The sequence below is a fragment of the Stenotrophomonas sp. YJH_SMC_127 genome (assembly GCF_059372445.1).
Genome location: NZ_JCAFVO010000008.1, coordinates 48846 through 67555, shown reverse-complemented (window position 1 = coordinate 67555; position 18710 = coordinate 48846). Strand labels below are relative to the sequence as shown.

Annotated in this window: 19 protein-coding genes; 9 read left to right on the top strand and 10 right to left on the bottom strand. The window is 67.6% G+C overall.

All coding sequences use genetic code 11. The features are described 5' to 3' along the window. Positions 1–18 precede the first annotated feature (18 nt). Positions 19–1641, bottom strand: a complete 1623-nt coding sequence (gene aceB, locus AC5QAB_RS16790; protein WP_262216939.1) for a malate synthase A — start codon at positions 1639–1641, stop codon at positions 19–21. Positions 1642–1751: 110 nt separating this feature from the next. On the opposite strand from aceB, the gene AC5QAB_RS16785 reads away from it, so the two are divergent. Both AC5QAB_RS16785 and AC5QAB_RS16780 read left to right on the top strand, forming a co-directional pair. Continuing rightward, the gene (locus tag AC5QAB_RS16785; RefSeq protein ID WP_032956220.1) at positions 1752–2720 is read left to right on the top strand and encodes a LysR family transcriptional regulator; all 969 of its coding nucleotides are present in this window, start codon (positions 1752–1754) and stop codon (positions 2718–2720) included. 337 nt (positions 2721–3057) lie between these two features. After that, positions 3058–3966, top strand: a complete 909-nt coding sequence (locus AC5QAB_RS16780) for a LysR family transcriptional regulator (RefSeq protein WP_014645561.1) — start codon at positions 3058–3060, stop codon at positions 3964–3966. Positions 3967–4084: 118 nt separating this feature from the next. Here AC5QAB_RS16780 and AC5QAB_RS16775 read toward each other — a convergent pair whose 3' ends face one another. Then, positions 4085–5341: an MFS transporter gene (locus AC5QAB_RS16775; protein ID WP_197561641.1), complete on the bottom strand. Its 1257-nt coding sequence runs from the start codon at positions 5339–5341 to the stop codon at positions 4085–4087. A gap of 123 nt (positions 5342–5464) precedes the next feature. Beyond that, complete coding sequence (gene lepB, locus AC5QAB_RS16770; protein WP_014645559.1) at positions 5465–6091, bottom strand: signal peptidase I; 627 nt, start codon at positions 6089–6091, stop codon at positions 5465–5467. 275 nt (positions 6092–6366) lie between these two features. On the opposite strand from lepB, the gene AC5QAB_RS16765 reads away from it, so the two are divergent. Beyond that, positions 6367–6768: a hypothetical protein gene (locus AC5QAB_RS16765; protein WP_197561642.1), complete on the top strand. Its 402-nt coding sequence runs from the start codon at positions 6367–6369 to the stop codon at positions 6766–6768. 3 nt (positions 6769–6771) lie between these two features. After that, on the top strand, positions 6772–7218 hold the full coding sequence (locus AC5QAB_RS16760; protein WP_004153636.1) for a 3-dehydroquinate dehydratase: 447 nt from the start codon (positions 6772–6774) through the stop codon (positions 7216–7218). 146 nt (positions 7219–7364) lie between these two features. Here the strand turns inward: AC5QAB_RS16760 and dcp are convergent, their stop codons facing one another. The 3 genes from dcp to arfB form a co-directional block, all read right to left on the bottom strand. After that, on the bottom strand, positions 7365–9521 hold the full coding sequence (dcp, locus tag AC5QAB_RS16755; protein ID WP_142235528.1) for a peptidyl-dipeptidase Dcp: 2157 nt from the start codon (positions 9519–9521) through the stop codon (positions 7365–7367). Between the two features lie 110 nt (positions 9522–9631). Then, on the bottom strand, positions 9632–10234 hold the full coding sequence (locus AC5QAB_RS16750) for a lysophospholipid acyltransferase family protein (RefSeq protein WP_049405171.1): 603 nt from the start codon (positions 10232–10234) through the stop codon (positions 9632–9634). A gap of 4 nt (positions 10235–10238) precedes the next feature. Then, on the bottom strand, positions 10239–10670 hold the full coding sequence (gene arfB, locus AC5QAB_RS16745; RefSeq protein WP_005420755.1) for an alternative ribosome rescue aminoacyl-tRNA hydrolase ArfB: 432 nt from the start codon (positions 10668–10670) through the stop codon (positions 10239–10241). 113 nt (positions 10671–10783) lie between these two features. Between arfB and AC5QAB_RS16740 the strand changes: the two genes are divergently transcribed. Next, positions 10784–11332, top strand: a complete 549-nt coding sequence (locus AC5QAB_RS16740; RefSeq protein WP_401730180.1) for a DUF2059 domain-containing protein — start codon at positions 10784–10786, stop codon at positions 11330–11332. 70 nt (positions 11333–11402) lie between these two features. On the opposite strand, the gene AC5QAB_RS16735 is transcribed toward AC5QAB_RS16740, so the two are convergent. Together AC5QAB_RS16735 and AC5QAB_RS16730 are read right to left on the bottom strand one after the other, a co-directional pair. After that, positions 11403–12146: a pseudouridine synthase gene (locus AC5QAB_RS16735; RefSeq protein ID WP_495233504.1), complete on the bottom strand. Its 744-nt coding sequence runs from the start codon at positions 12144–12146 to the stop codon at positions 11403–11405. An 85-nt stretch (positions 12147–12231) separates the two neighbouring features. Continuing rightward, entirely contained in the window at positions 12232–12819 is a 588-nt protein-coding gene (locus AC5QAB_RS16730) for an O-methyltransferase (protein WP_014645553.1), read from the bottom strand. A 166-nt stretch (positions 12820–12985) separates the two neighbouring features. On the opposite strand from AC5QAB_RS16730, the gene AC5QAB_RS16725 reads away from it, so the two are divergent. Genes AC5QAB_RS16725 through AC5QAB_RS16710 form a run of 4 tightly spaced genes read left to right on the top strand, consistent with a single transcriptional unit; the run spans position 12986 to position 16118 of the window. Next, positions 12986–13597, top strand: coding sequence for a PIG-L deacetylase family protein (locus tag AC5QAB_RS16725; RefSeq protein WP_014645552.1), 612 nt, complete (start codon positions 12986–12988; stop codon positions 13595–13597). Next, positions 13597–14736, top strand: a complete 1140-nt coding sequence (locus AC5QAB_RS16720; RefSeq protein ID WP_197562051.1) for a glycosyltransferase — start codon at positions 13597–13599, stop codon at positions 14734–14736. Before AC5QAB_RS16725 ends, AC5QAB_RS16720 begins: the two co-directional genes overlap by 1 nt. Then, positions 14723–15328, top strand: a complete 606-nt coding sequence (locus AC5QAB_RS16715) for an LbetaH domain-containing protein (RefSeq protein WP_164109130.1) — start codon at positions 14723–14725, stop codon at positions 15326–15328. Before AC5QAB_RS16720 ends, AC5QAB_RS16715 begins: the two co-directional genes overlap by 14 nt. Before the next feature lie 4 nt (positions 15329–15332). Next, positions 15333–16118, top strand: coding sequence for a YaiO family outer membrane beta-barrel protein (locus tag AC5QAB_RS16710; protein ID WP_032962225.1), 786 nt, complete (start codon positions 15333–15335; stop codon positions 16116–16118). 52 nt (positions 16119–16170) lie between these two features. On the opposite strand, the gene ubiB is transcribed toward AC5QAB_RS16710, so the two are convergent. Together ubiB and AC5QAB_RS16700 are read right to left on the bottom strand one after the other, a co-directional pair. After that, complete coding sequence (gene ubiB, locus AC5QAB_RS16705; RefSeq protein ID WP_014645548.1) at positions 16171–17826, bottom strand: ubiquinone biosynthesis regulatory protein kinase UbiB; 1656 nt, start codon at positions 17824–17826, stop codon at positions 16171–16173. Continuing rightward, positions 17823–18458, bottom strand: coding sequence for a ubiquinone biosynthesis accessory factor UbiJ (locus AC5QAB_RS16700; protein WP_005420772.1), 636 nt, complete (start codon positions 18456–18458; stop codon positions 17823–17825). The genes ubiB and AC5QAB_RS16700 overlap by 4 nt, the downstream gene beginning before the upstream one ends. Between the last annotated feature and the right edge of the window lie 252 nt (positions 18459–18710).

Sequence of the window (18710 nt, the reverse complement as noted above, 5' to 3'; positions counted from 1 at the left end):
GGGAAACGCGGGCGGCGATCAGTCGATGCGCGCGTAGGCCGGCAGGGTCAGGAAATCGGTCAGTTCGTCGCTGCGGCTCAGTTCGCCGAGCAGGGCGATGGCCTCGCCGATGCGTGCGCCACCGGGCAGCGTGGCGGTGTCACCCAGCCGTGCCGGCAGCTGTGCCAGCGTGGCATCCAGCAGTGCCAGGTCGATGGCGGTGCCATCGTCCAGCTGCTGGCCCGGCGTATGCAGCCACTGCCACAACTGGCTGCGGCTGATCTCGGCGGTGGCCGCGTCCTCCATCAGGTGGTGGATCGGCACGCAGCCGTTGCCATCCAGCCATGCCGCCAGGTAGCGCACGCAGACTTCCACGTTGCCTTCGAAGCCGGCGCGGGTGATGGTGCCGGGCGGCCGTGCGATCAGTTCGTCGCGGCCGACGCACACATCCTGGCGCAGCACGCTGTGCTGGTTCGCACCGGGCATGTGTTCGTCGAAGATCGCCATCGCCACCGGAATCAGCGCCGGATGCGCAACCCAGGTGCCGTCGTGGCCGGCGGTCACTTCGCGCAGCTTGTCAGCGCGCACGCGGGCCATCGCCTGTTCGTTGGCGGCGGCATCGTTGTTGATCGGAATCTGCGCGGCCATGCCGCCCATCGCATGTGCACCACGGCGATGGCAGGTCTGGATCAGCAGTTCCGAATAGGCCTTCAGGAACGACTGGGTCATGGTCACCTGGCCGCGCTCGGGCAGCACGCGGTCGGCGTGGCGTCGGAAGGTCTTCAGGTACGAGAAGATGTAGTCCCAGCGCCCACAGTTCAGGCCGACGATGCGGTCACGCAGCGCGTGCAGGATCTCATCCATCTCGAACACCGCCGGCAGCGTTTCGATCAGCACGGTCACCTTGATCTGGCCGTGCGGCAGGCCGAGCATGCCTTCGATGTGCGACAGCGCGGTTTCCCACAGCGCCGCCTCTTCCATGCTCTGCAGCTTGGGCAGGTAGAAGTACGGGCCGCGGTCCTTCGCCTGCAGGGTGCGGGCGTTGTGGAAGGCGAACACCGCCGCGTCGAACAGGCCGCCGGCGATGAACTGGCCATCGATGCGCACGTGCTTTTCGTCCAGGTGCCAGCCACGTGGGCGCACGATCAGCACCGCCTGCTCGTCATGCGGGCGCAGCGTGTAGTGCTTGCCATTGGGGGCGGTGTAGTCGAGATCGCCACGCACCGCGGCGGCCAGCGACTGCTGCCCGGCCAGCAGGTTGCGCCAGGTCGGCGAGGTCGAATCCTCGAAGTCGGCCATGAACACCTTGGCGCCGGAGTTCAGCGCGTTGATGACCATCTTCGGGTCGGTGGGGCCGGTGATCTCGACGCGGCGGTCCTGCAGCGCGGCCGGCAGCGGGGCAACGCGCCAGTCGCCGTTGCGGATCGCGGTGGTGTCTTCGCGGAAGTCCGGCAGGCCGCCCTGGTCGAAGAACGCCTGGCGCTCGCGGCGCGCCTGCAGTCGTGCCTGCCGGCCCGGTTCCACCGCACGGTGCAGCGACACCAGCAGGGCCAGCAGCGGCGCCGGCAGCAGGGTGTCCTGGCCGGCCACGCGGGTCGCCAGGGCGATGCCGGGGGTAGCCTTGCTGGCAGGGGTGGGAACAGCGGAAGCGACGGCGGACATGGGGCGACTCCAGCGGTGGGGGAACGTCTCCACGGTGCCGCTGGGCCGGAGTATTTGGCAAAACAGTTTTTGCAATGTTCTACATAAGTTGTGCTAATACTTGTGACGCGATGAGCACACGCACCCCGCCAAGTCCGCGTTTTTCCTACAAATCCGACCGGCTGAAGCCATTGCGTGCGTTCTGCCAGACGGTGCGCCTGGGCTCGGTCTCACGGGCGGCTGAGGCACTTTTCGTCAGCCAGCCAGCCATCAGCCTGCAGTTGCAGGCCCTGGAACGGGAACTGGGGGTGCCGTTGTTCGAGCGCAGTGGGCGCCGCCTGGTACCCAGCCGCGAGGGCCAGCTGCTGTACGAGATGGCGCAGCCGCTGGTGGAGAACCTGGACGGGCTGGAGGCGCGCTTCCGCGACAAGGTGCGCGGCCTGGATGCGGGCGAGCTGAACATCGCCGCCAACAGCTCGACGATCCTGTACCTGCTGCCGAAGATCGTCGAGCGCTTCCGCCTGCACCACCCGGACGTGCGCCTGACCCTGCACAACGCGATCAGCGCCGATGGCACCGACCTGCTGCGCGAGGACGCCGCCGACCTGGCGATCGGTTCGATGACCGATGTACCGGCCGACCTGACCTACGCCCCGGCCTACCGCTTCGAGCAGGTACTGATCGCGCCGCACGACCATCCGCTGGCCAGTGGCGGCGAGCTGGAGCTGGCCGACATCGCGCGCTACCCGCTGGTGCTGCCGCCGAAGCGGCAGATCACCTACCGGCTGGTTGACCAGGTGTTCCAGCGCCACCGCATCGCCTACACCGTGGCACTGGAAGTGGGCGGCTGGGAGGTGATCAAGCAGTACGTGGCGATGGGCATGGGCATTTCCATCGTGCCGGCGCTGTGCCTGCACGAGGCCGACCGCGAGCGGTTGGCGGCGCGGTCGATGAAGCGCTGGTTCCCCGAGCGCAGTTACGGGGTGATCGTGCGCCGGGGCAAGGCGCTGTCGGCGCAGGCGCGCGCGTTCATCGAGCTGATCCAGCCGGAGTTGTTCAGTCCGCGCGATTACGACCAGAGCGGGCATTCGGAGCGGTGAGGGGTGTTCGGCAGGGCTGCGCCCTGCACCTGCCGAATCAACGTCAACGGCAACGTCAAAAGCGGGCATTCCGTAGATGGCGGGGCGGTGTGGGTGGGCAGGACACGCCGTGAACCCCTCCTTGGGGGCTCGATGGCGCCATCCATGGCGCCAACGGTCCTGCCCACCCACACCGCCCCGCCTCTGACAGTTGGTCGCTGCTGTTGGTGGGTGTCGACCTTGGTCGACACGGTAGATCCACGCCATGCGTGGATGACGGGTGACCGGGGTCAGATCCGTTTTCCGCAGGAAAACGGATCTGACCCCATTTGTGGCTGGCGATGCATAGACTGGGCGCATGTCCATCGAACTCCGCCACCTGCGTTACTTCCTCGCCGTTGCCGATACGCTGCACTTCGGCCAGGCGGCGGAGCGGCTGGGCATGTCGCAACCGCCGCTCAGCCAGCAGATCCGCCAGCTGGAAGACCTGATCGGGGCGCGCCTGTTCGTGCGCAGCCATCGTCGTGTGCAGCTGACGCCTGCGGGTGAGCTGCTGCAGGAGCGCGCACGGGCCATCGTGCAGCAGGTGGAAACCGCGGTGGACGAGGTACAGCGCGCGCAGCGCGGCGAGCAGGGCGAACTGCGTATCGGCCTGACCCGGGCCACGCCGCTGTCGCCGCAGATTCCGCGTTCGATCCTGCGCTACCGCCAGCAGTACCCACAGGTGCGGCTGCAGCTGAGCGAAATGAACACGCTGCAGCAGATCGATGCGCTGCTCGACGGTTCACTGGACGTGGGCATCATCCGCAAGCGCGCATTGCCGCCGGAGCTGGTGGCGCACAGCCTGTTCGTCGATCCACTGGCGTTGATCGTGCATGCCGACCACCCTGCCCTGCGCAGGCTGTCGAAGCAGGGCACGTTGTCGCTACGCGACTTCGCGCAGGAGCCGTTCGTGGCATTTCGCCGCAGCGCGGGCGCGGGCATCCATGACCACATGATCGCGCTGTGCGCGGCCGCCGGGTTCACGCCGCGCATCGTGCAGGAAGCCGGTGAGGCATCGACATTGATCAGTCTTGCGGCTGCAGGCCTGGGTGCGGCGATCCTGCCCTCGTCCTGCGATCACATCCGCGTGGAAGGCGCGCGCTTCGTGGCGCTGGCCGATGCCGGTGCGCATTCGGAGGTGCAGCTGGCATGGCACCGCGAGGGGGTGACGCCGCTGATCCGCAACTTCGCCGGGCTGTTGCGCGGGGCGTTCGCCGAAGGGTGAAGTGCCACCCACTTAGGTTTGGTAGACGCCAACCTTGGTTGGCTGCCGTGCCAGAGCGCCGACCAAGGTCGGCATCTACCAGAGCAACGCCGCGCCCGTGCGGAACGCGAGGCTGGCGTCAGGCCGTGACCGGCTGCGGCGCGCGCTGCTGCAGCGCCCAGACGATGCCGCCCCCGATCAGGGTCAGCACGGCAGCGAACGCGCACACGCCCAGCCAGTCCCAGGCCGCGTAGGCTAGGCCACCCACCCCGCCCAGCACGCTGGAGCCCAGGTAGTAGGCGAACAGGTACAGCGCCGACGCTTCCGCGCGCATCGTACCGGCACGGCTGCCGACCCAGCTGCTGGCCACCGAGTGGCCACCGAAGAAGCCGAAGGTCACCAGCGCGATGCCCAGTGCCATCGTGCTCAGCCACGGCATCGCCAGCAGCGCGATGCCGGCGCCGATCAGCGCGAACGAGATCGACAGGATGCGGCCGCGCCCGTACCGCGTAGCCTGCTGGCCCATCCACGCCGAACTGAAGGTGCCCACCAGGTAGACGCTGAAGATCAGCCCGACCACGGTCTGGCTGAGGTGGTACGGCGGCGCCAGCAGGTGATAGCCCAGGTAGTTGTAGAGGGTGACGAACACGCCCATCAGCACGAACGAGGTGGCGAACAGCCACGGCAGGCCCCGGTCGGCGAACAGCGTGCGCCAGCGCGACGGCAACTCGCGCAGGCCATCGCGTCGCGCGCTGAAATGGCGCGACGGCGGCAGCTGCAGCCACAGCAGCACGGTACTGGCGATGGCGATGATCGAGACCACGCCGATGCCCCAGCGCCAGCCCCAGTGATCGGCGATGATGCCGGCCAGCAGGCGCCCGCTCATGCCACCGATGGCGTTGCCGCCGATGTACAGGCCCATCGCCAGGCCCAGCGCGCGGCTGTCCATCTCCTCGACCAGGTAGGTCATCGCCACCGCCGGCACGCCGCTCAGGGCCAGGCCAAGCAGGGTGCGCAGCACCAGCAGCGTGGTCCAGTCGTCCACCAGCGCCGTGCTCAGCGACAGCATGGCCGACGCCAGCAGCGCAACGATCATCAACGGGCGACGGCCGACCGCATCGGACAGCAGGCCGGCCAACAGCATCGCCACCGCCAGCGTGCCGGTGGTCAGCGACAACGACATCGCGCTGCCTGCGGCGGACACGCCGAAGTGGCGGCTGAACTCGGGCAGCAGCGGCTGCACGGTGTACAGCAGGCCGAAGGTGGAGAAGCCGGCCAGGAACAGTGCCAGCGCGGTGCGGCGGAAGGCCGGCGTGCCCTGCTGGATGCGGGTCTCGGCGATGGGATCGACAGTGGGGGGGCGGCGCTCGACGGCCGCCGCGGTTTCGCCAGTCATGGGATCGAAGGGCCGGTGGGGCGGCCGGGCATGGGAGGGAACGGGCCTCAGACTAGGCCTGTCGATCCAGTCGATCCATAACCTGATAAGTCAGGATTGATACTCAAGAAGTATCAATTCAGCTTACAGGCGCTGCCACTCGAAACCGTCGCCGCGGCGGTAGTACACCGCCACCGCACGGCCGTAGACCTTGTCGGCGTCGACGAAGCCGAAGAAGCGGCCGTCGAAGCTGTTGCCGCGGTGGTCACCCAGCACCAGCACCTTGCCGGCCGGCACCACCAGATCGGCGATGTCCGGACCGCCGCCCATGTCCAGGTCGAGGCGGGCACGGCGCTCGCCGAAGGCTTCCACGTCCTGCAGATCGGCGATCTGCAGCGGCTGGCCGTTGATGCTCAGATGGCCCTCGCGCATCTGCACGTGGTCACCGGCCACCGCCGCCACGCGCTTGATCAGGCGGGTGCCGTCGGCCGGTGAATCGAACACCGCCACTTCACCGCGCTGCGGGACGCCGGTGGCCATCAGTTCCTTGCCGGTGAACGGCAGGCGCAGGCCGTAGGCGCGCATGTCCACCACCACCCGGTCGCCCGGCTGCAGGGTCGGCTGCATCGAGCCACTCGGCACCACGTAGTGGTTGGCGAGGGTATCGCGGGCGGCGGCGAGCAGGCCGAGCATCACCAGCAGCGGCAATGCTTCCTTCTTCAGCCAGACCAGCGCGCGTTCGGACAAGGGAGGACGGGCAGCAGCATCCATGACAGGCTCCGGGTAGGTGGTAGCTGCATCAGACCACATCCAGGCGGGAGAGGTTCCCGCGACGCGATCCGGTAGAGCCGAGCCCACGCTCGGCTTGTTCCTTGTAGCGTCGAGGTTGCCCGACTGGGGCGCAGAGCAGCCGAGCGCAGGCTCGGCTCTACAGGAAGGGTTACGCAGGTTTTACGCGCGGGACCGGCCGCGGGCATCGCACCTTTACGGCCAGCGCGCGCATCGTGTGCCCACCGCGCCGCAGGGCGCATTCCGCAAGGTGTTGTATGACCCTCCTGGTGATCCGCCACGCCTCTTCGTCGGCACCGCGTCCCCAACTGCCGGCGCAGCTGGCCGGCCATCGCGTGCTGTGCAGCGACTGCGCCAGCCTGTCCGAGGTACGCCAGTGCCTGTGCCAGCCGCAGGCGCGCTCGGCCGACTGGGTACTGCTGGATGTCGGTACCGCTGACGAGGCGCAATGGCAGGCCGAAGGTGGCGCGCTGCAGGCGGCGCTGGAACGGCTGCCGGCGCAGTACATCGAACTGCAGGCCCCCAGCGAACCCGGTCTGGAGGCACGCCTGCGCCTGCAGCACGGTCCCGCCGCCGTGGTGGTCGACCAGCGCAGCCAGCAGGCCGGCTACCCGTTGTCGCTGGCCATTGTCGGCCGCCGCCTGGCACAGGAGGGCTGAGCCATGTCGATCTTCATCATCCGTGGCCCGGAAGCGGCCGGCGCCCTGATCCGCACCGCGATGCCGCTGCCGGCACCGGTCCTGAAGTCACTGGTGCATCGTGCGATCGACGCCGGCACCAGCGTGGCGATCCGTGCCTGTGGTTCGGAACAGGAACTGCTCGATGCGCTGCGTGTGGCCGATCACAGCCGCGGCGAGGTGACCCTGCTCGATCCGGGCGCGTGTGCCAACAGCCTGCGCCTGCAGCGCCTGCTGCCCTACCTGCACAACGCCTATGTGGAAGTGCATGACGACGGCGCGGTAGCCGAGCCGTGCCTGCCGGCTGGTGTCGGCCAGCGCCTGGGCATCGCCGCCGGCTACGGCGCGCAGAGCTACGTGCTGGCGCTGGATATCGCGCTGGATCACCTGGGCCTGGCCGAGCAGGCCAACCGGGTGCACGTGGGAACGTAACGCTGTTTGTAGAGCCGAGCCCATGCTCGGCTGCCTTTCCAGGAACCATCAGCCGAGCGTGGGCTCGGCTCTACAGAAGAACGTCGAGCATGGCTCGACGCTACAGAAAGAAAAACGGCGGGGTTGCCCCCGCCGTTTTCGCTTTCTTATTTCAGCCCGCGGAACTTCAGCAGCGGTTCCACCGACGGGTCCTTGCCGCGGAAATCGCGGTACAGGGTCGACAGCTCCACGCTGTTGCCGCGCGAGAGGATCTTGTCGCGGAACTCCTGGCCATTGGCCGCCGTCAGGCCACCGTGCTCGGTGAACCACTGGTAGGCATCGTGGTCGAGCACTTCGGCCCAGAAGTAGGCGTAGTAACCGGCCGAGTAGCCACCACCCCAGATGTGGTCGAAGTAGGTGGTGCGGTAACGCGGCGGCACCTGCGGCAGGTCGACCTTGAACTTCTTCAGCGCGCTGGCTTCAAAGGCGCCGACATCCTGCAGCGGCGCGTCGGCCTTCTGCGTGTGCCAGGCCAGGTCCAGCAGCGCGGCCGACAGGTACTCGGTCGTCGCGTAGCCCTGGTTGAAGCTGCGTGCCTTGAGGATCTTGTCGACCAGCTCCTGCGGCATCGCCTCGCCGGTCTTGTAGTGCTTGGCGTAGTTGGCGAACACCTTCGGGTCCAGCGCCCAGTGCTCGTTGAACTGCGACGGGAACTCGACGAAGTCGCGCGAGGTCGCGGTGCCGGCGATCGACGGGTACTTCACGTTCGAGAACATGCCGTGCAGCGCATGGCCGAACTCATGGAACATGGTGGTGACGTCGTCGAAGCTGATCAGCGCAGGCTGGCCGGCGGCCGGCTTGGTGAAGTTGCAGACGTTGTAGACCACCGGCTTGGCACCGGTCAGGCCGTCCTGTTCGACGAACACGTCCATCCAGGCGCCACCGGACTTGCTGTCACGCTTGAAGTAGTCGGTGTAGAACAGCGCCAGCGAGGTGCCGTCCTTGTCGAACACTTCGTACACCTTCATGTCCGGGTTGTAGGTCGGAATGTCGGTGCGCGGCTTGAAGGTGATGCCGTACAGCTGGGTGGCGGCGTAGAAGACGCCGTTCTGCAGCACGTTGTCCAGTTCGAAGTACGGCTTGATCTGCGACTCGTCCAGATCGTACTTGGCCTTGCGCACCTGCTCGGCGTAGAAGTCCCAGTCCGAAGCGGCGACCTGGAATCCGCCCTTCTGCGCGTCGATGACTTTCTGGATCTCACCGGCTTCGGCACGCGCCTTGGCAGTGGCGGCCGGCACGGTGTCGGTCAGCAGCTTGAGCGCGGCAGCCGGGGTCTTGGCCATCTGGTCGCCCAGCTGGTAGTCGGCGAAGGTGTCAAAGCCGAGCAGCTTGGCCTTCTGCGCACGCAGCTGGGCCAGGCGCTGCACGGTCTGCCGGGTGTCGTTGGCATCGCCGCGCTCGGCGCGGGTTTCCGAAGCCTTCAGCACGGCGGCGCGCTGATCGCGGTCGCTCAGCGAGCCGAGCACCGGCTGCTGGGTGGTGTTCTGCAGCGGCAGCAGGAACTTGCCATCCAGCTTGCGGTCCTTGGCGGCGGCCGCAGCGTTGTTGATAGCGCCCTCGTCCAGGCCGGCCAGCTTGGCCTTGTCGTCGACGACGACGGCCGCAGCGGCGGTGGCGGCCACCAGGCGGGTATGGAACTGGGTGGAGAGCGTGGTCTCTTCCACGTTGAGCTTGCGCAGGGTCGCCTTGTCAGCGTCGGACAGCTGCGCACCGGCGCGCACCAGGCCGTCGTAGTAGTGCTCGACCAGGCGCTTCTGCACCGGGTCCAGTTCCAGCGTGTCACGCTGGTCGTACAGCGACTTCACGCGCGCGAACAGCTTCGGATCGAGGTTGATCTCGTCCTGGTGCGCGGCCAGCTTCGGCGCCACTTCTTCCTGGATCTTCTGGCGCGCATCGTTGGTATCGGCCTGGACCAGGCCGAAGAAGATGCGCGACACGCGGGTCAGGGTCTCGCCGCTGCGCTCCATCGCCACGATGGTGTTGTCGAAGGTGGCCGGCTCGCTGCTGTCGGCGATCCTGCGCACGTCGGCCAGGTGCTGGCGCATGCCTTCTTCAAACGCCGGCAGGTAGTCGCTGTCCTTGATCTTGTCGAACGGCGGTGCCTGGAACGGCAGCGTGCTCGCGCTCAGCAGCGGATTGGTGGAGGCTTCGGCCGGCTGCTGGGCCGGGGTCTTCTGGGCATCGGACACGGGGGTGGACTCCTTGCCGGAACAGGCCGCCAGCGCCAGGCTGATGGCGGCGGCCAGGACTACGGTACGCGACATGTAAAACGCTCCTTGGGCAGACGGTATGGATACCAGCCCTCCACCCTACTCCTGTCGCGCTCGCCCGGCATGTGCCGGACGTGGCGTCTATGCGGCGGCCTGCAACCGGCTCAGACCGTGCCGCGGGTCTTGCCGATCCAGGGCCGGTAGAACTCGCGGATGGCAGCCATGTCGGCCACATCGTCGCCGCTCGGGGTGAACAGCGGACCGATGCCGATGGTCTTTTCCGGATAGTGGAAATACGCCGCCAAGATCGGCACGTCAGCCATCCGGGCGATCTTCAGGAAACCGGCCTTCCAGTCCTTCACCGCCTTGCGGGTGCCCTCGGGCGTGATGGCGAACCACATCTTCTCGTTGTTGCGCAGCAGGTCCACGGCCTGGCCGACGGTGCCCTGCGGCGAGCTGCGATCGAGCGGGATCACGCCCAGCTTGTGCAGCAGCGGGCCCAGCGGCCACCAGAACAGCGAGGCCTTGCCCAGCACCTTCACCTTCATGCCCAGCGCGATCTTCGCCGCCATGCCCCACAGCCCGTCCCAGTTGGACGAATGCGGGGCGATGATGAAGACCAGCCTGGGGATGTCCGGCAGGGTGCCGGTCACCTTCCAGCCGCCCATGCGCAGGGTGCAGCGCGCCAGCCAGCGCAGGAAGGCGTTGGGTTTGACCTGCGGCATCTGCGGCGGCACGGCCGGCAGCAACGAAGTCGGGTTGTTCAAGCAATCACTCCCAGTCACGTGATGAGCGCCCGCGCTTGATCTGCGCGCGCCCGCGTTTGGCGTCCAGACGACGCAGTTTCGACCCGAGGGTCGGCTTGGTGGCCTTGCGCGGTTTGGGCACGCTCAGCCCGGCCTGGATGAAGGCCGCCAGCCGCTCGCGCGCATCCTCGCGATTGCGATCCTGGGTGCGGAATCGTTGCGCGTCGATGACCAGCACGCCTTCGCCGGTCATGCGCCGGTCACGCCGCGCCAGCAGGCGCGCGCGCAACGGTTCGGGCAACGAGGGCGAGTTGGCCACGTCGAAACGCAGTTCCACCGCGGTGGACACCTTGTTGACGTTCTGGCCGCCGGCGCCACTGGCGCGCACGAACCGCTCGACGATCTCGCCGTCGGGGATTTCAAGCTGCGCGCTGATGGTGACCGGTCCACTGCCCATCCGCGCATTGTAGCGGCAGGCACGTGGTGAAGTACGCCATCGCGCCCCGTATGCCGCCGATCAGGCACCGAACACGCCGCCTTCGCCTGGGCTGCGGGTATGCTGGCGGTCCCATGTACCGCAGGAAGCCCCGCATGACCCGCTCCACACCCGCCCTGCCGTCCCTGCTGCGCCGCGCCGCCCTGCTGCTGGCGCTGGCCGTGGCCAGCGTTCCGGCCCTGGCCGCCCCGCCGACCGACGGCGACATCAACCGCCTGCTGTCGGCCTCGCGCGCGCAGAGCATGATCGACACCATGGTGCCGCAGATCGAAGCCATGCAGCAGCAGCAGTTCCAGCAGGTGGCCGCGCAGCGCCAGCTCACCGCCCAGCAGCAGGAACAGCTGAAGCGGATCCAGGCCCGGACCAGCCAGACCCTGCGCCAGGCGATGTCGTGGCAACAGCTGCGGCCCATGTACGTGGACCTGTACAAGAAGACCTTCAGCAAGGAAGACGTGCTGGCAATGGCCGAGTTCTACGAGAGCGCGGCCGGCCAGAGCCTGCTGGACAAGACCCCGGCGCTGATGCAGAACGTGATGGTGGCGATCCAGGCGCGCATGCAGCCGCTGTTCGCGGATCTGCAGAAGGACCTGGAAGCGATCGTCAACGAGCCGGAAAAGAAATAACGGGGTGCGCCGGGCCACGCCCGGCCGCTGGCTGTAGAGCCGAGCCCACGCTCGGCTTACCGCAGCAGCATCAGGCGTCGTCCACCTGCCAGCCGAACAGGTCCAGCGCCTTCTGGAACTCGCGATCCAGCGGCGCACTGACATCCACGCTGCCACCGTCCGGGTGCGGGAAGCGCAGGCGCTCGGCGTGCAGCAGCATGCGGTGCACGCCCTGCATGCGGAAGATGCGGTTGTGGCGGCCATCGCCGTGGCTGGTGTCGCCGATCATGTGGTGCGACAGGTGCTTGAGGTGCCGGCGGATCTGCCGGAAGCGCCCGGTCTGCGGCTGGCAGCGCAGCAGCGCGTAGCGCGAACTGCTGAACTCACCCACCGGCACCGACAGCTCGCCGGTGGCCAGGCGCTGGAAGTCGGTGACCGCCGGCTTCTTCACCGGCTTGCCCGGCCCGCCGTCCAGGTCATGGTCCACCCGCCAGGACAGCTCGGCCGGCCAGCCCCGGCAGACCGTCAGGTAGTCCTTGGCCACTTCACCCCCCATCAACGCCTTGCCCAGCGCACTGGCGGTCTCGCGGTCGAAGGCCAGCAGCAGGCAGCCGCTGGTGGCCCGGTCCAGGCGGTGCACGAGGAAGATCGGGCGGCCCAGCTGCTCGCGCAGGCGGTCGGCCAGGAAATCATCTTCGCCACGGGCCAGCTTGCTGTCGTGGACCATCAGCCCGGCGGGCTTGTTGACCACGGCCAGGCGCTCGTCCAGGTGCAGCAGCTGCAGGGGCACGGTTTCGGTCTCGACCGCGGCGAGGGTGTCAGGTTCGGTGCTCACCGCAGGATTATACGGGCGCCCTGATCGGGGTCAGATCCCTTTTCCTGCGGAAAAGGGATCTGACCCCGGGTTGGTGGCGCGGCGGTCAAGCGTTGCGCACGGCCAGAAGCTCGCCGTTGCCCACCGGCACCAGGCTGGTGCCGAAGTCCGGATCGGCATCCAGCAACGCGCGCAACGGTTCCATCTGCGCGGCGTGCGAGGTGGCGTTGTCCACCACCAGCAGGCCCCCCCGCCGCAGCACACGGCGCAGCTGCGGCCACCAGCCGGCGTACTGTTCGCGGTCCGAATCGAGGAACAGCAGGTCAATGCTGGCATCGGCGGCCTGTGCCAGCCACTGCCCGGCATCGCCGTGGACCAGCGTGATGCGATCGGCAAGGCCACTGCGCGCGAAGGTGTCACGCGCCATCGCCACCTTGTCCGCGGCGTATTCCAGTGTGGTCACGTGGCCGTCGATGGCGGCTGCGGCTTCGGCAATCCACAGCGTGGAATAACCGTTGGAGGTGCCGATCTCCAGCACCCGGCGCGCATTGCCGAAACGCACCAGCACCGACAGGAATTCACCGGTGTCCGGCGTGATGTTGAGCATGCGCCGAGCGCGCTCGGTTTCATGCGCGTCGTTTTCAGCACCGAAGCGTGCCAGTTCGTTCTTCAATTCCGAAAGCTGCATCGTCATTGCTTCTTTCATTTGCCACAGCAAGGGTGAGCATTGTGGCCTGTCCGGCCACATTTCGTACTTCTCTTAAGCCTGTACTCCGATGAGGTTGCGATAGTTCCCGCCTTCTTCACGCGGGATGGTCCACCGGCCCGCGGCCCTCATTGGTTTCCGCAAGGACACGGCCATGGTTCTCGACATTCTGGCAATCGGCGCCCACCCCGACGACATCGAACTCGGTTGCGGCGGCAGCCTGGCCAAGCTGGCCCGCGACGGTGCACGCATCCATGCGCTGGTGCTCAGCCGTGGTGGCCGTGGCTGCCATGCCGGCATCGACCGCAGCGACGAATCCCACCGCGCGTTGCGCCGCCTGGGTGTGACCGAGGTGATCCAGCAGGATTTCCCGGATACGCGCTTTCCTGCCTGCCGCAACGACATCGTCGCGGTGATCGAGCAGGCCTGCGCGCAGATCGCACCGCATCGCGTCTACACGATGTGCGGCGAAGACCACCACCAGGACCATCGCACCGTCCATGAAGCGTCAATCATCGCCTGCCGCAGCATCCCGCAGATCCTCTGCTACGAGAGCCCCAGCACCCTGCCGCAGTTCGCACCGCAGGTGTTCGAGGACATCAGCGCACAACTGGACCTGAAGATCCACGCATTGCGCGAGCATGCCAGCCAGGGCGATCGCCACTACATGCAGGAGGACCACCTGCGCTGCCACGCGCAGTTCCGCGGCCAGCAGATCGGCATCGGCCCCAGTGAGGGCTTCGTGCCCTACCGGCTGGTGCTGTGATGAAAACGCTGCTGTTCCTGGCCATGTGTGCCTTCATCCTGGTGCGTGTGTGCGTGCAGGCCTCGCGTCGCCCCAGCACGCGCCTGTACAGCATCGATGCGATCGTGCCGGCCTACAACGAAGCGCCGTGCCTGGAGCGCTCGTTGACCGGCCTGCTGCAGAACCCCTACGTGGCACGGGTGATCTGCGTGAACGACGGTTCCACCGACAACACCGCCCAGGTACTTGATGCGCTGCAGGCGCGCTGGCCCGGGCGCCTCGTGGCCGTGCACCAGGTCAACACCGGCAAGGGCGGCGCGCTGATGCATGGCCTGCGGCACGCCACCGCCGAGCAGGTGTTCCTGACCGACGCCGACACCCACATCGATCCGCGCGGCCATGGCCTGGGCCACCTGCTGGACGAGATCGAGCGCGGTGCCGATGCGGTCGGTGGCGTACCCTCGTCCAGCCTGCAGGGTGCCGGCTTCCTGCCGCATGTGCGCGCCAGCCTGAAGCTGCCGATGATCGTCATCAAGCGCAGCTTCCAGCAATGGCTGGGCGGCGCACCGTTCATCGTCTCCGGCTCGTGTGGCCTGTTCCGCACCTCGGTGCTGCGCAAGGTCGGTTTCTCCGACCGTACCCGCGTCGAAGACCTGGACATGTCCTGGTCGCTGGTCGCGCAGGGCTACCGTGTCCGCCAGAGCGTGCGCTGCGTGGTCTACCCGCAGGAATGCAACACGCTGGTGGAGGAATGGCGGCGCTGGCGACGCTGGATCGTCGGCTATGCGGTATGCATGCGCCTGCATCGCGGCCTGCTGCTGACCCGCTTCGGCGTGTTCAGCATCCTGCCGATGATGCTGCTTGCCCTTGCCGGCATCGTGCTGACGCTGCAGGTCTGGTTCGGTGCGGCCCAGCTGCATGGGCCGGGTGGCCTCGCCCTGTCGGTGATGCCGTTGTTCTGGATCGGCATCGTCATGTTGCTGGCGGTGATCAGTGCGATCCACCACCGCCGCGCGTCGCTGGTCCCTGCCGCCGCGTTCTCGATGCTGTACGTGCTGCTCGCCTATGCGATCTGGCTGATGCATGGCGTGGCCGGGCTGTTTACCGGCCGCGAGCCGGCACGCGACAAGCCGACCAGGTATCCGCATGTGGTGGAATGACCTCGCCGCCATGGCCGACGCGCTATCGACGCTGCCACCCCACGTCGATTCCAGCGCCCAGGTTTCGCCGCGTGCGATCGTGCGGGGCGAGGTGCGGATCGGCGCTGGCAGCCGCATCTGCGACGGCGCCCAGCTGCAGGGGCCGGTATCGATCGGCCGCGACTGCCTGATCGGCAACAACGCACTGCTGCGCGGTCCGCTGCACATCGGTGACGGTGTGCGCATCGGCTTTGCCAGTGAACTGAAGAACGCACTGATCGGCGACGGCGCCTGCATCGGCCCGCAGTGCTTCATCGCCGACAGCCGCGTCGACGCCCGTGCCTACCTGGGCGCGCTGGTGCGTACCAGCAACCATCGCCTGGATGGCGCAACGGTCACCGTCCACATCGGCGACACCGTCATCGACAGCCAGCGCGACAAGCTCGGCGCCTGGATCGGCGAAGGTGCCGCGCTGGGCGTCGGCGTGATCATCCTGCCCGGTCGCATCGTCGCCCCGGGCAGCCAGTTCGGCCCGCGCATCACCGTGGAACGAAACCTGCCGCCCGGTCGCTACCGGCTGCTGCAGTCGCTGCATTCCCAACCCCTGGAGTAACCCCATGCGATTGATCATCCGTGGCGCACTGCCGTGCGCCCTGCTGCTGGCTGTGTCCAGCGCCCATGCCGGCATCGACCGGGTCTCGGTGCAGCTGGATCATGCCGACTACACCGATGGCTTTGGCAAGCGCGACGTACAGACCGTGGATGTGGCCGGTCGCAGCGGTGACAGCCGCTGGCATCTGGGCCTGGCCCATGGTGAACGCGACTACGGCAGCAAGCGCTTCAGCGGCAATCGGGTGCAGGGCTCCCTGCACCAGCGCTGGAGTCAACGCTTTTCGACCCGCACCGCCTTCACCGCCTCCAACGATGACCCGGTATTCGTCAACCGCCAGCTCAACCAGGACTTCCAGTGGAAGGTGGCACCGCAGACCGTGCTGAGCGTGGGCGGCAAGTACGCCCAGTACCATGCCGGCGCATACGTGAGTGGCTGGTCGGTAGGTGCCTCGCACTACTTCCCGCGCGTGACCACCTCACTGCGCCACGAGCGGCATCGCCAGTCCAATGGGCCCGACGGCCATGGCACCACGCTGTCACTACGCCTGAAGGATGCGCAGGGCGGTGGTTCGACCCAGCTGTGGCTGGGCAGCGGTACTTCCGGCTACACCGCCGATTCCGATCCGCTGCTGCTGCGCGAACACGATGCACGTCGTGCCTTCCTGCGCCGCAGCCAGCCGCTGGGGGAGCATCTGGTGCTGGACATGGGCATTGGCAAGACCTGGCACAGGACGCGCCTGGACCGCTTCCAGAGCGTGCAGTCGCACCTGGGCCTGGGCTACCACTGGTAGAGCCGTGGCTGGTCGGCGGCGCGTGATGCCGCCGACCCTCGATCAACAGGCTTCAGCGCCACCACGCGCGCGCCAGCGCCAGCGCGCCGACGGCACCGGACACCCAGCTCCACATCGGCAGGTCGCCCCAGTACCAGCCTGGCGGCTGCAGCACGTACACCAGTGCGGCGATGGCCAGCAGGCCGACGCCGGTGATCGCACCGACCGCGCGTTTCTGCAGGCGCTGCACGCTGGCATCGAGCGCGACCAGATCGCGCGAGCGCATCGCCAGCTCATGGCGGCCCTCCACCTGCTGGGTCAGCCAGGCATGTACCAGGCGCGGCATGTCCGGCGCGTGGGTCATGATTTCCGGCAAGCGCTTGCCGATCTCGCGCACGACCCGACGCGGGCTGTAGCGCTCGCGCAGGATCTTCGCCAGCACCGGCTTGGCCACCGCCCAGATGTCGATCTGCGGATCCAGCTGGCGCCCGACACCTTCGATGTTCAGCAGGGTCTTCTGCAGCAGGATCAGCTGCGGCTGCAGGGTCAGCTGGTAGCGCTGCGCCACGCGGAACAGCTTCATCAGCACTTCGGCCAGCGAGATCTGCGACAGCGGGCGGGTGAAGTACGGCTCGCACACCGAACGCACGGCCGCTTCCAGATCATCGATGCGCACGTTGTCCGGCATCCAGCGCGCCTGCACGTGCAGTTCGGCGATGCGGCGATAATCGCGGTTGAAGATGGCCATGAAGTTCTCGGCCAGGTAGTACTGATCTTCCTGCGACAGCTGGCCCATGATGCCGAAGTCCAGCGCGATGAAGCGCGGGTTGGCGCGACGCGACGGATCGGTATCGACCCAGATGTTGCCGGCGTGCGCATCGGCATGGAAGAAGTTGTCGCGGAACACCTGGGTGTAGAACACCCGCACGCCCTTGGCGGCCAGCGCCTTGCGGTCGATGCCGGCCTTGTCCAGTGCAGCGATGTCATCGGACGGAATGCCCCACACGCGCTCCAGGGTCAGCGCGCGCTCGGCGGTGTGGCTCCAGATCACTTCCGGCACGTACAGGTCGTCGCTGTTTTCCCAGAAGCGGCGCAGCACGCTGGCATTGGCGCCTTCGCGCTGCAGGTCCAGCTCAGCGGCCAGGGTGTTCTCGACTTCGGCCACCACTTCGCGCGGACGGATCTTGTCGGCACGCGGATGGGTACGCTCGACCAGGGCGGCCAGCGAGTTGAGCAGGGCGATGTCGGCGTCGATCTGCTTCTCGATGCCCGGGCGCAGCACCTTGACCACCACCTGGCGGCCATCGGCCAGCGTGGCCGCATGCACCTGTGCGATCGAGGCCGAGGCCAGCGGTTCGGTATCGAAGCTGGCGAATGCCTCGCTGACCGGCAGGCCGAGTGCTTCCTCGACGATGCGGCGCGCGGTATCGCCGTCGAACGGCTTGACCCGGTCCTGCAGCAGGGTCAGTTCGTTGGCCACGTCCGGCGGCACCAGGTCGCGGCGGGTGGACAGGATCTGGCCGAACTTGACGAAGATCGGGCCGAGATCCTGCAGCGCCAGGCGCAGGCGCGCACCGCGCGACTGTACAGCGATGTCGGCCGAAGCACGCGGCACGAACGGTTTGGCCAGGCGCAGCCAGCGCTCAGCCGGCGTGCCGTGCAGCAGGTCGTCCAGGCGGTAGCGCAGGATCACCCGGCCGATGCGGCTTGCCCGCAGCACGGCCTTCATGCGGCACCCCGCAGGCGCTGGACGCGCGCGCCAAGGCGCTCGACGTCATCACGCAGTACGTCCACATCATCGTGGAAGGCATCCAGTTCGGCGCGCGGTACCACGTCGCGCGATTCCTCGGTGATGAACTCGGCAGCGCTGTGGGCCAGATCGATCGCACCCTGGCGCGCGTGCTGCAGGGCGCTGCGCAGGGTGTTGGCCACCTGCACGCCCAGTACCTCGCCGAACACGCTGACGAACGGCTGCTGCCAGTCTGGATCGAAGCCCTTGGCCAGCTGCTGCAGGCGTCGCGCCAGTTCGGCGTCACCGGCCACGCGTACACGGCCCTTGTTATTGGACTCGCCGCGCCGTGCGTTGGCCAGCAGCGGCAGCTGCGCCAGCACACCGGCCAGGCTACTGCGCACGGCCAGGTCGGCTTCCTGCGCATCCACCGGGCCGACCCGCAACTGGTCGCCGTCGACGCTGATGCGCATCGCCAGCGACGGCGCTTCCAGGGTCAGGTCGATGTGCCGGCCATCGAGGCTGGCCAGTGCATGGCGGGTATCCGGATCCAGCGCCAGCGCGCGGTTCAGGGCGATCTGCAGGGCGCGGCCAGCGACCGGCTTGAGGGACTTGAGCAGGGAAAGAGCCATGTGCGCATTCTACCTGCGTGGGTGGGGGGCTTGCGCCGGGCTGCCGCCCGGCACCCGCGGTAGTGCCGGCCGCTGGCCGGCAAGATCAACATCAAAAGCTGGCGATCCGTGAGATGGCGGGGTGGGTCCCGTTGCTGCGCAACGGGCTCTGACCCCAATGCTGATGGGATCTGGCGTTGGTAGATGCCGACCTTGGTCGGCGCTGGATGTCAGGGGGCCAACCATGGTTGGCCGCTACCCGAGCCGGCAGCC

What these genes read in the sequence shown, in the direction of transcription:
- arfB (WP_005420755.1), bottom strand. Translation starts at nt 10,670, where the DNA reads ATGGGCAGTGGACCGGTCACCATCAGCGCGCAGCTTGAAATCCCCGAC.
- aceB (WP_262216939.1), bottom strand. Translation starts at nt 1,641, where the DNA reads ATGTCCGCCGTCGCTTCCGCTGTTCCCACCCCTGCCAGCAAGGCTACC.
- AC5QAB_RS16720 (WP_197562051.1), top strand. Translation starts at nt 13,597, where the DNA reads ATGAAAACGCTGCTGTTCCTGGCCATGTGTGCCTTCATCCTGGTGCGT.
- AC5QAB_RS16785 (WP_032956220.1), top strand. Translation starts at nt 1,752, where the DNA reads ATGAGCACACGCACCCCGCCAAGTCCGCGTTTTTCCTACAAATCCGAC.
- dcp (WP_142235528.1), bottom strand. Translation starts at nt 9,521, where the DNA reads ATGTCGCGTACCGTAGTCCTGGCCGCCGCCATCAGCCTGGCGCTGGCG.
- AC5QAB_RS16700 (WP_005420772.1), bottom strand. Translation starts at nt 18,458, where the DNA reads ATGGCTCTTTCCCTGCTCAAGTCCCTCAAGCCGGTCGCTGGCCGCGCC.
- AC5QAB_RS16715 (WP_164109130.1), top strand. Translation starts at nt 14,723, where the DNA reads ATGTGGTGGAATGACCTCGCCGCCATGGCCGACGCGCTATCGACGCTG.
- AC5QAB_RS16760 (WP_004153636.1), top strand. Translation starts at nt 6,772, where the DNA reads ATGTCGATCTTCATCATCCGTGGCCCGGAAGCGGCCGGCGCCCTGATC.
- lepB (WP_014645559.1), bottom strand. Translation starts at nt 6,091, where the DNA reads ATGGATGCTGCTGCCCGTCCTCCCTTGTCCGAACGCGCGCTGGTCTGG.
- AC5QAB_RS16730 (WP_014645553.1), bottom strand. Translation starts at nt 12,819, where the DNA reads ATGACGATGCAGCTTTCGGAATTGAAGAACGAACTGGCACGCTTCGGT.
- AC5QAB_RS16765 (WP_197561642.1), top strand. Translation starts at nt 6,367, where the DNA reads ATGACCCTCCTGGTGATCCGCCACGCCTCTTCGTCGGCACCGCGTCCC.
- ubiB (WP_014645548.1), bottom strand. Translation starts at nt 17,826, where the DNA reads ATGAAGGCCGTGCTGCGGGCAAGCCGCATCGGCCGGGTGATCCTGCGC.
- AC5QAB_RS16740 (WP_401730180.1), top strand. Translation starts at nt 10,784, where the DNA reads ATGTACCGCAGGAAGCCCCGCATGACCCGCTCCACACCCGCCCTGCCG.
- AC5QAB_RS16775 (WP_197561641.1), bottom strand. Translation starts at nt 5,341, where the DNA reads ATGACTGGCGAAACCGCGGCGGCCGTCGAGCGCCGCCCCCCCACTGTC.
- AC5QAB_RS16780 (WP_014645561.1), top strand. Translation starts at nt 3,058, where the DNA reads ATGTCCATCGAACTCCGCCACCTGCGTTACTTCCTCGCCGTTGCCGAT.
- AC5QAB_RS16725 (WP_014645552.1), top strand. Translation starts at nt 12,986, where the DNA reads ATGGTTCTCGACATTCTGGCAATCGGCGCCCACCCCGACGACATCGAA.
- AC5QAB_RS16710 (WP_032962225.1), top strand. Translation starts at nt 15,333, where the DNA reads ATGCGATTGATCATCCGTGGCGCACTGCCGTGCGCCCTGCTGCTGGCT.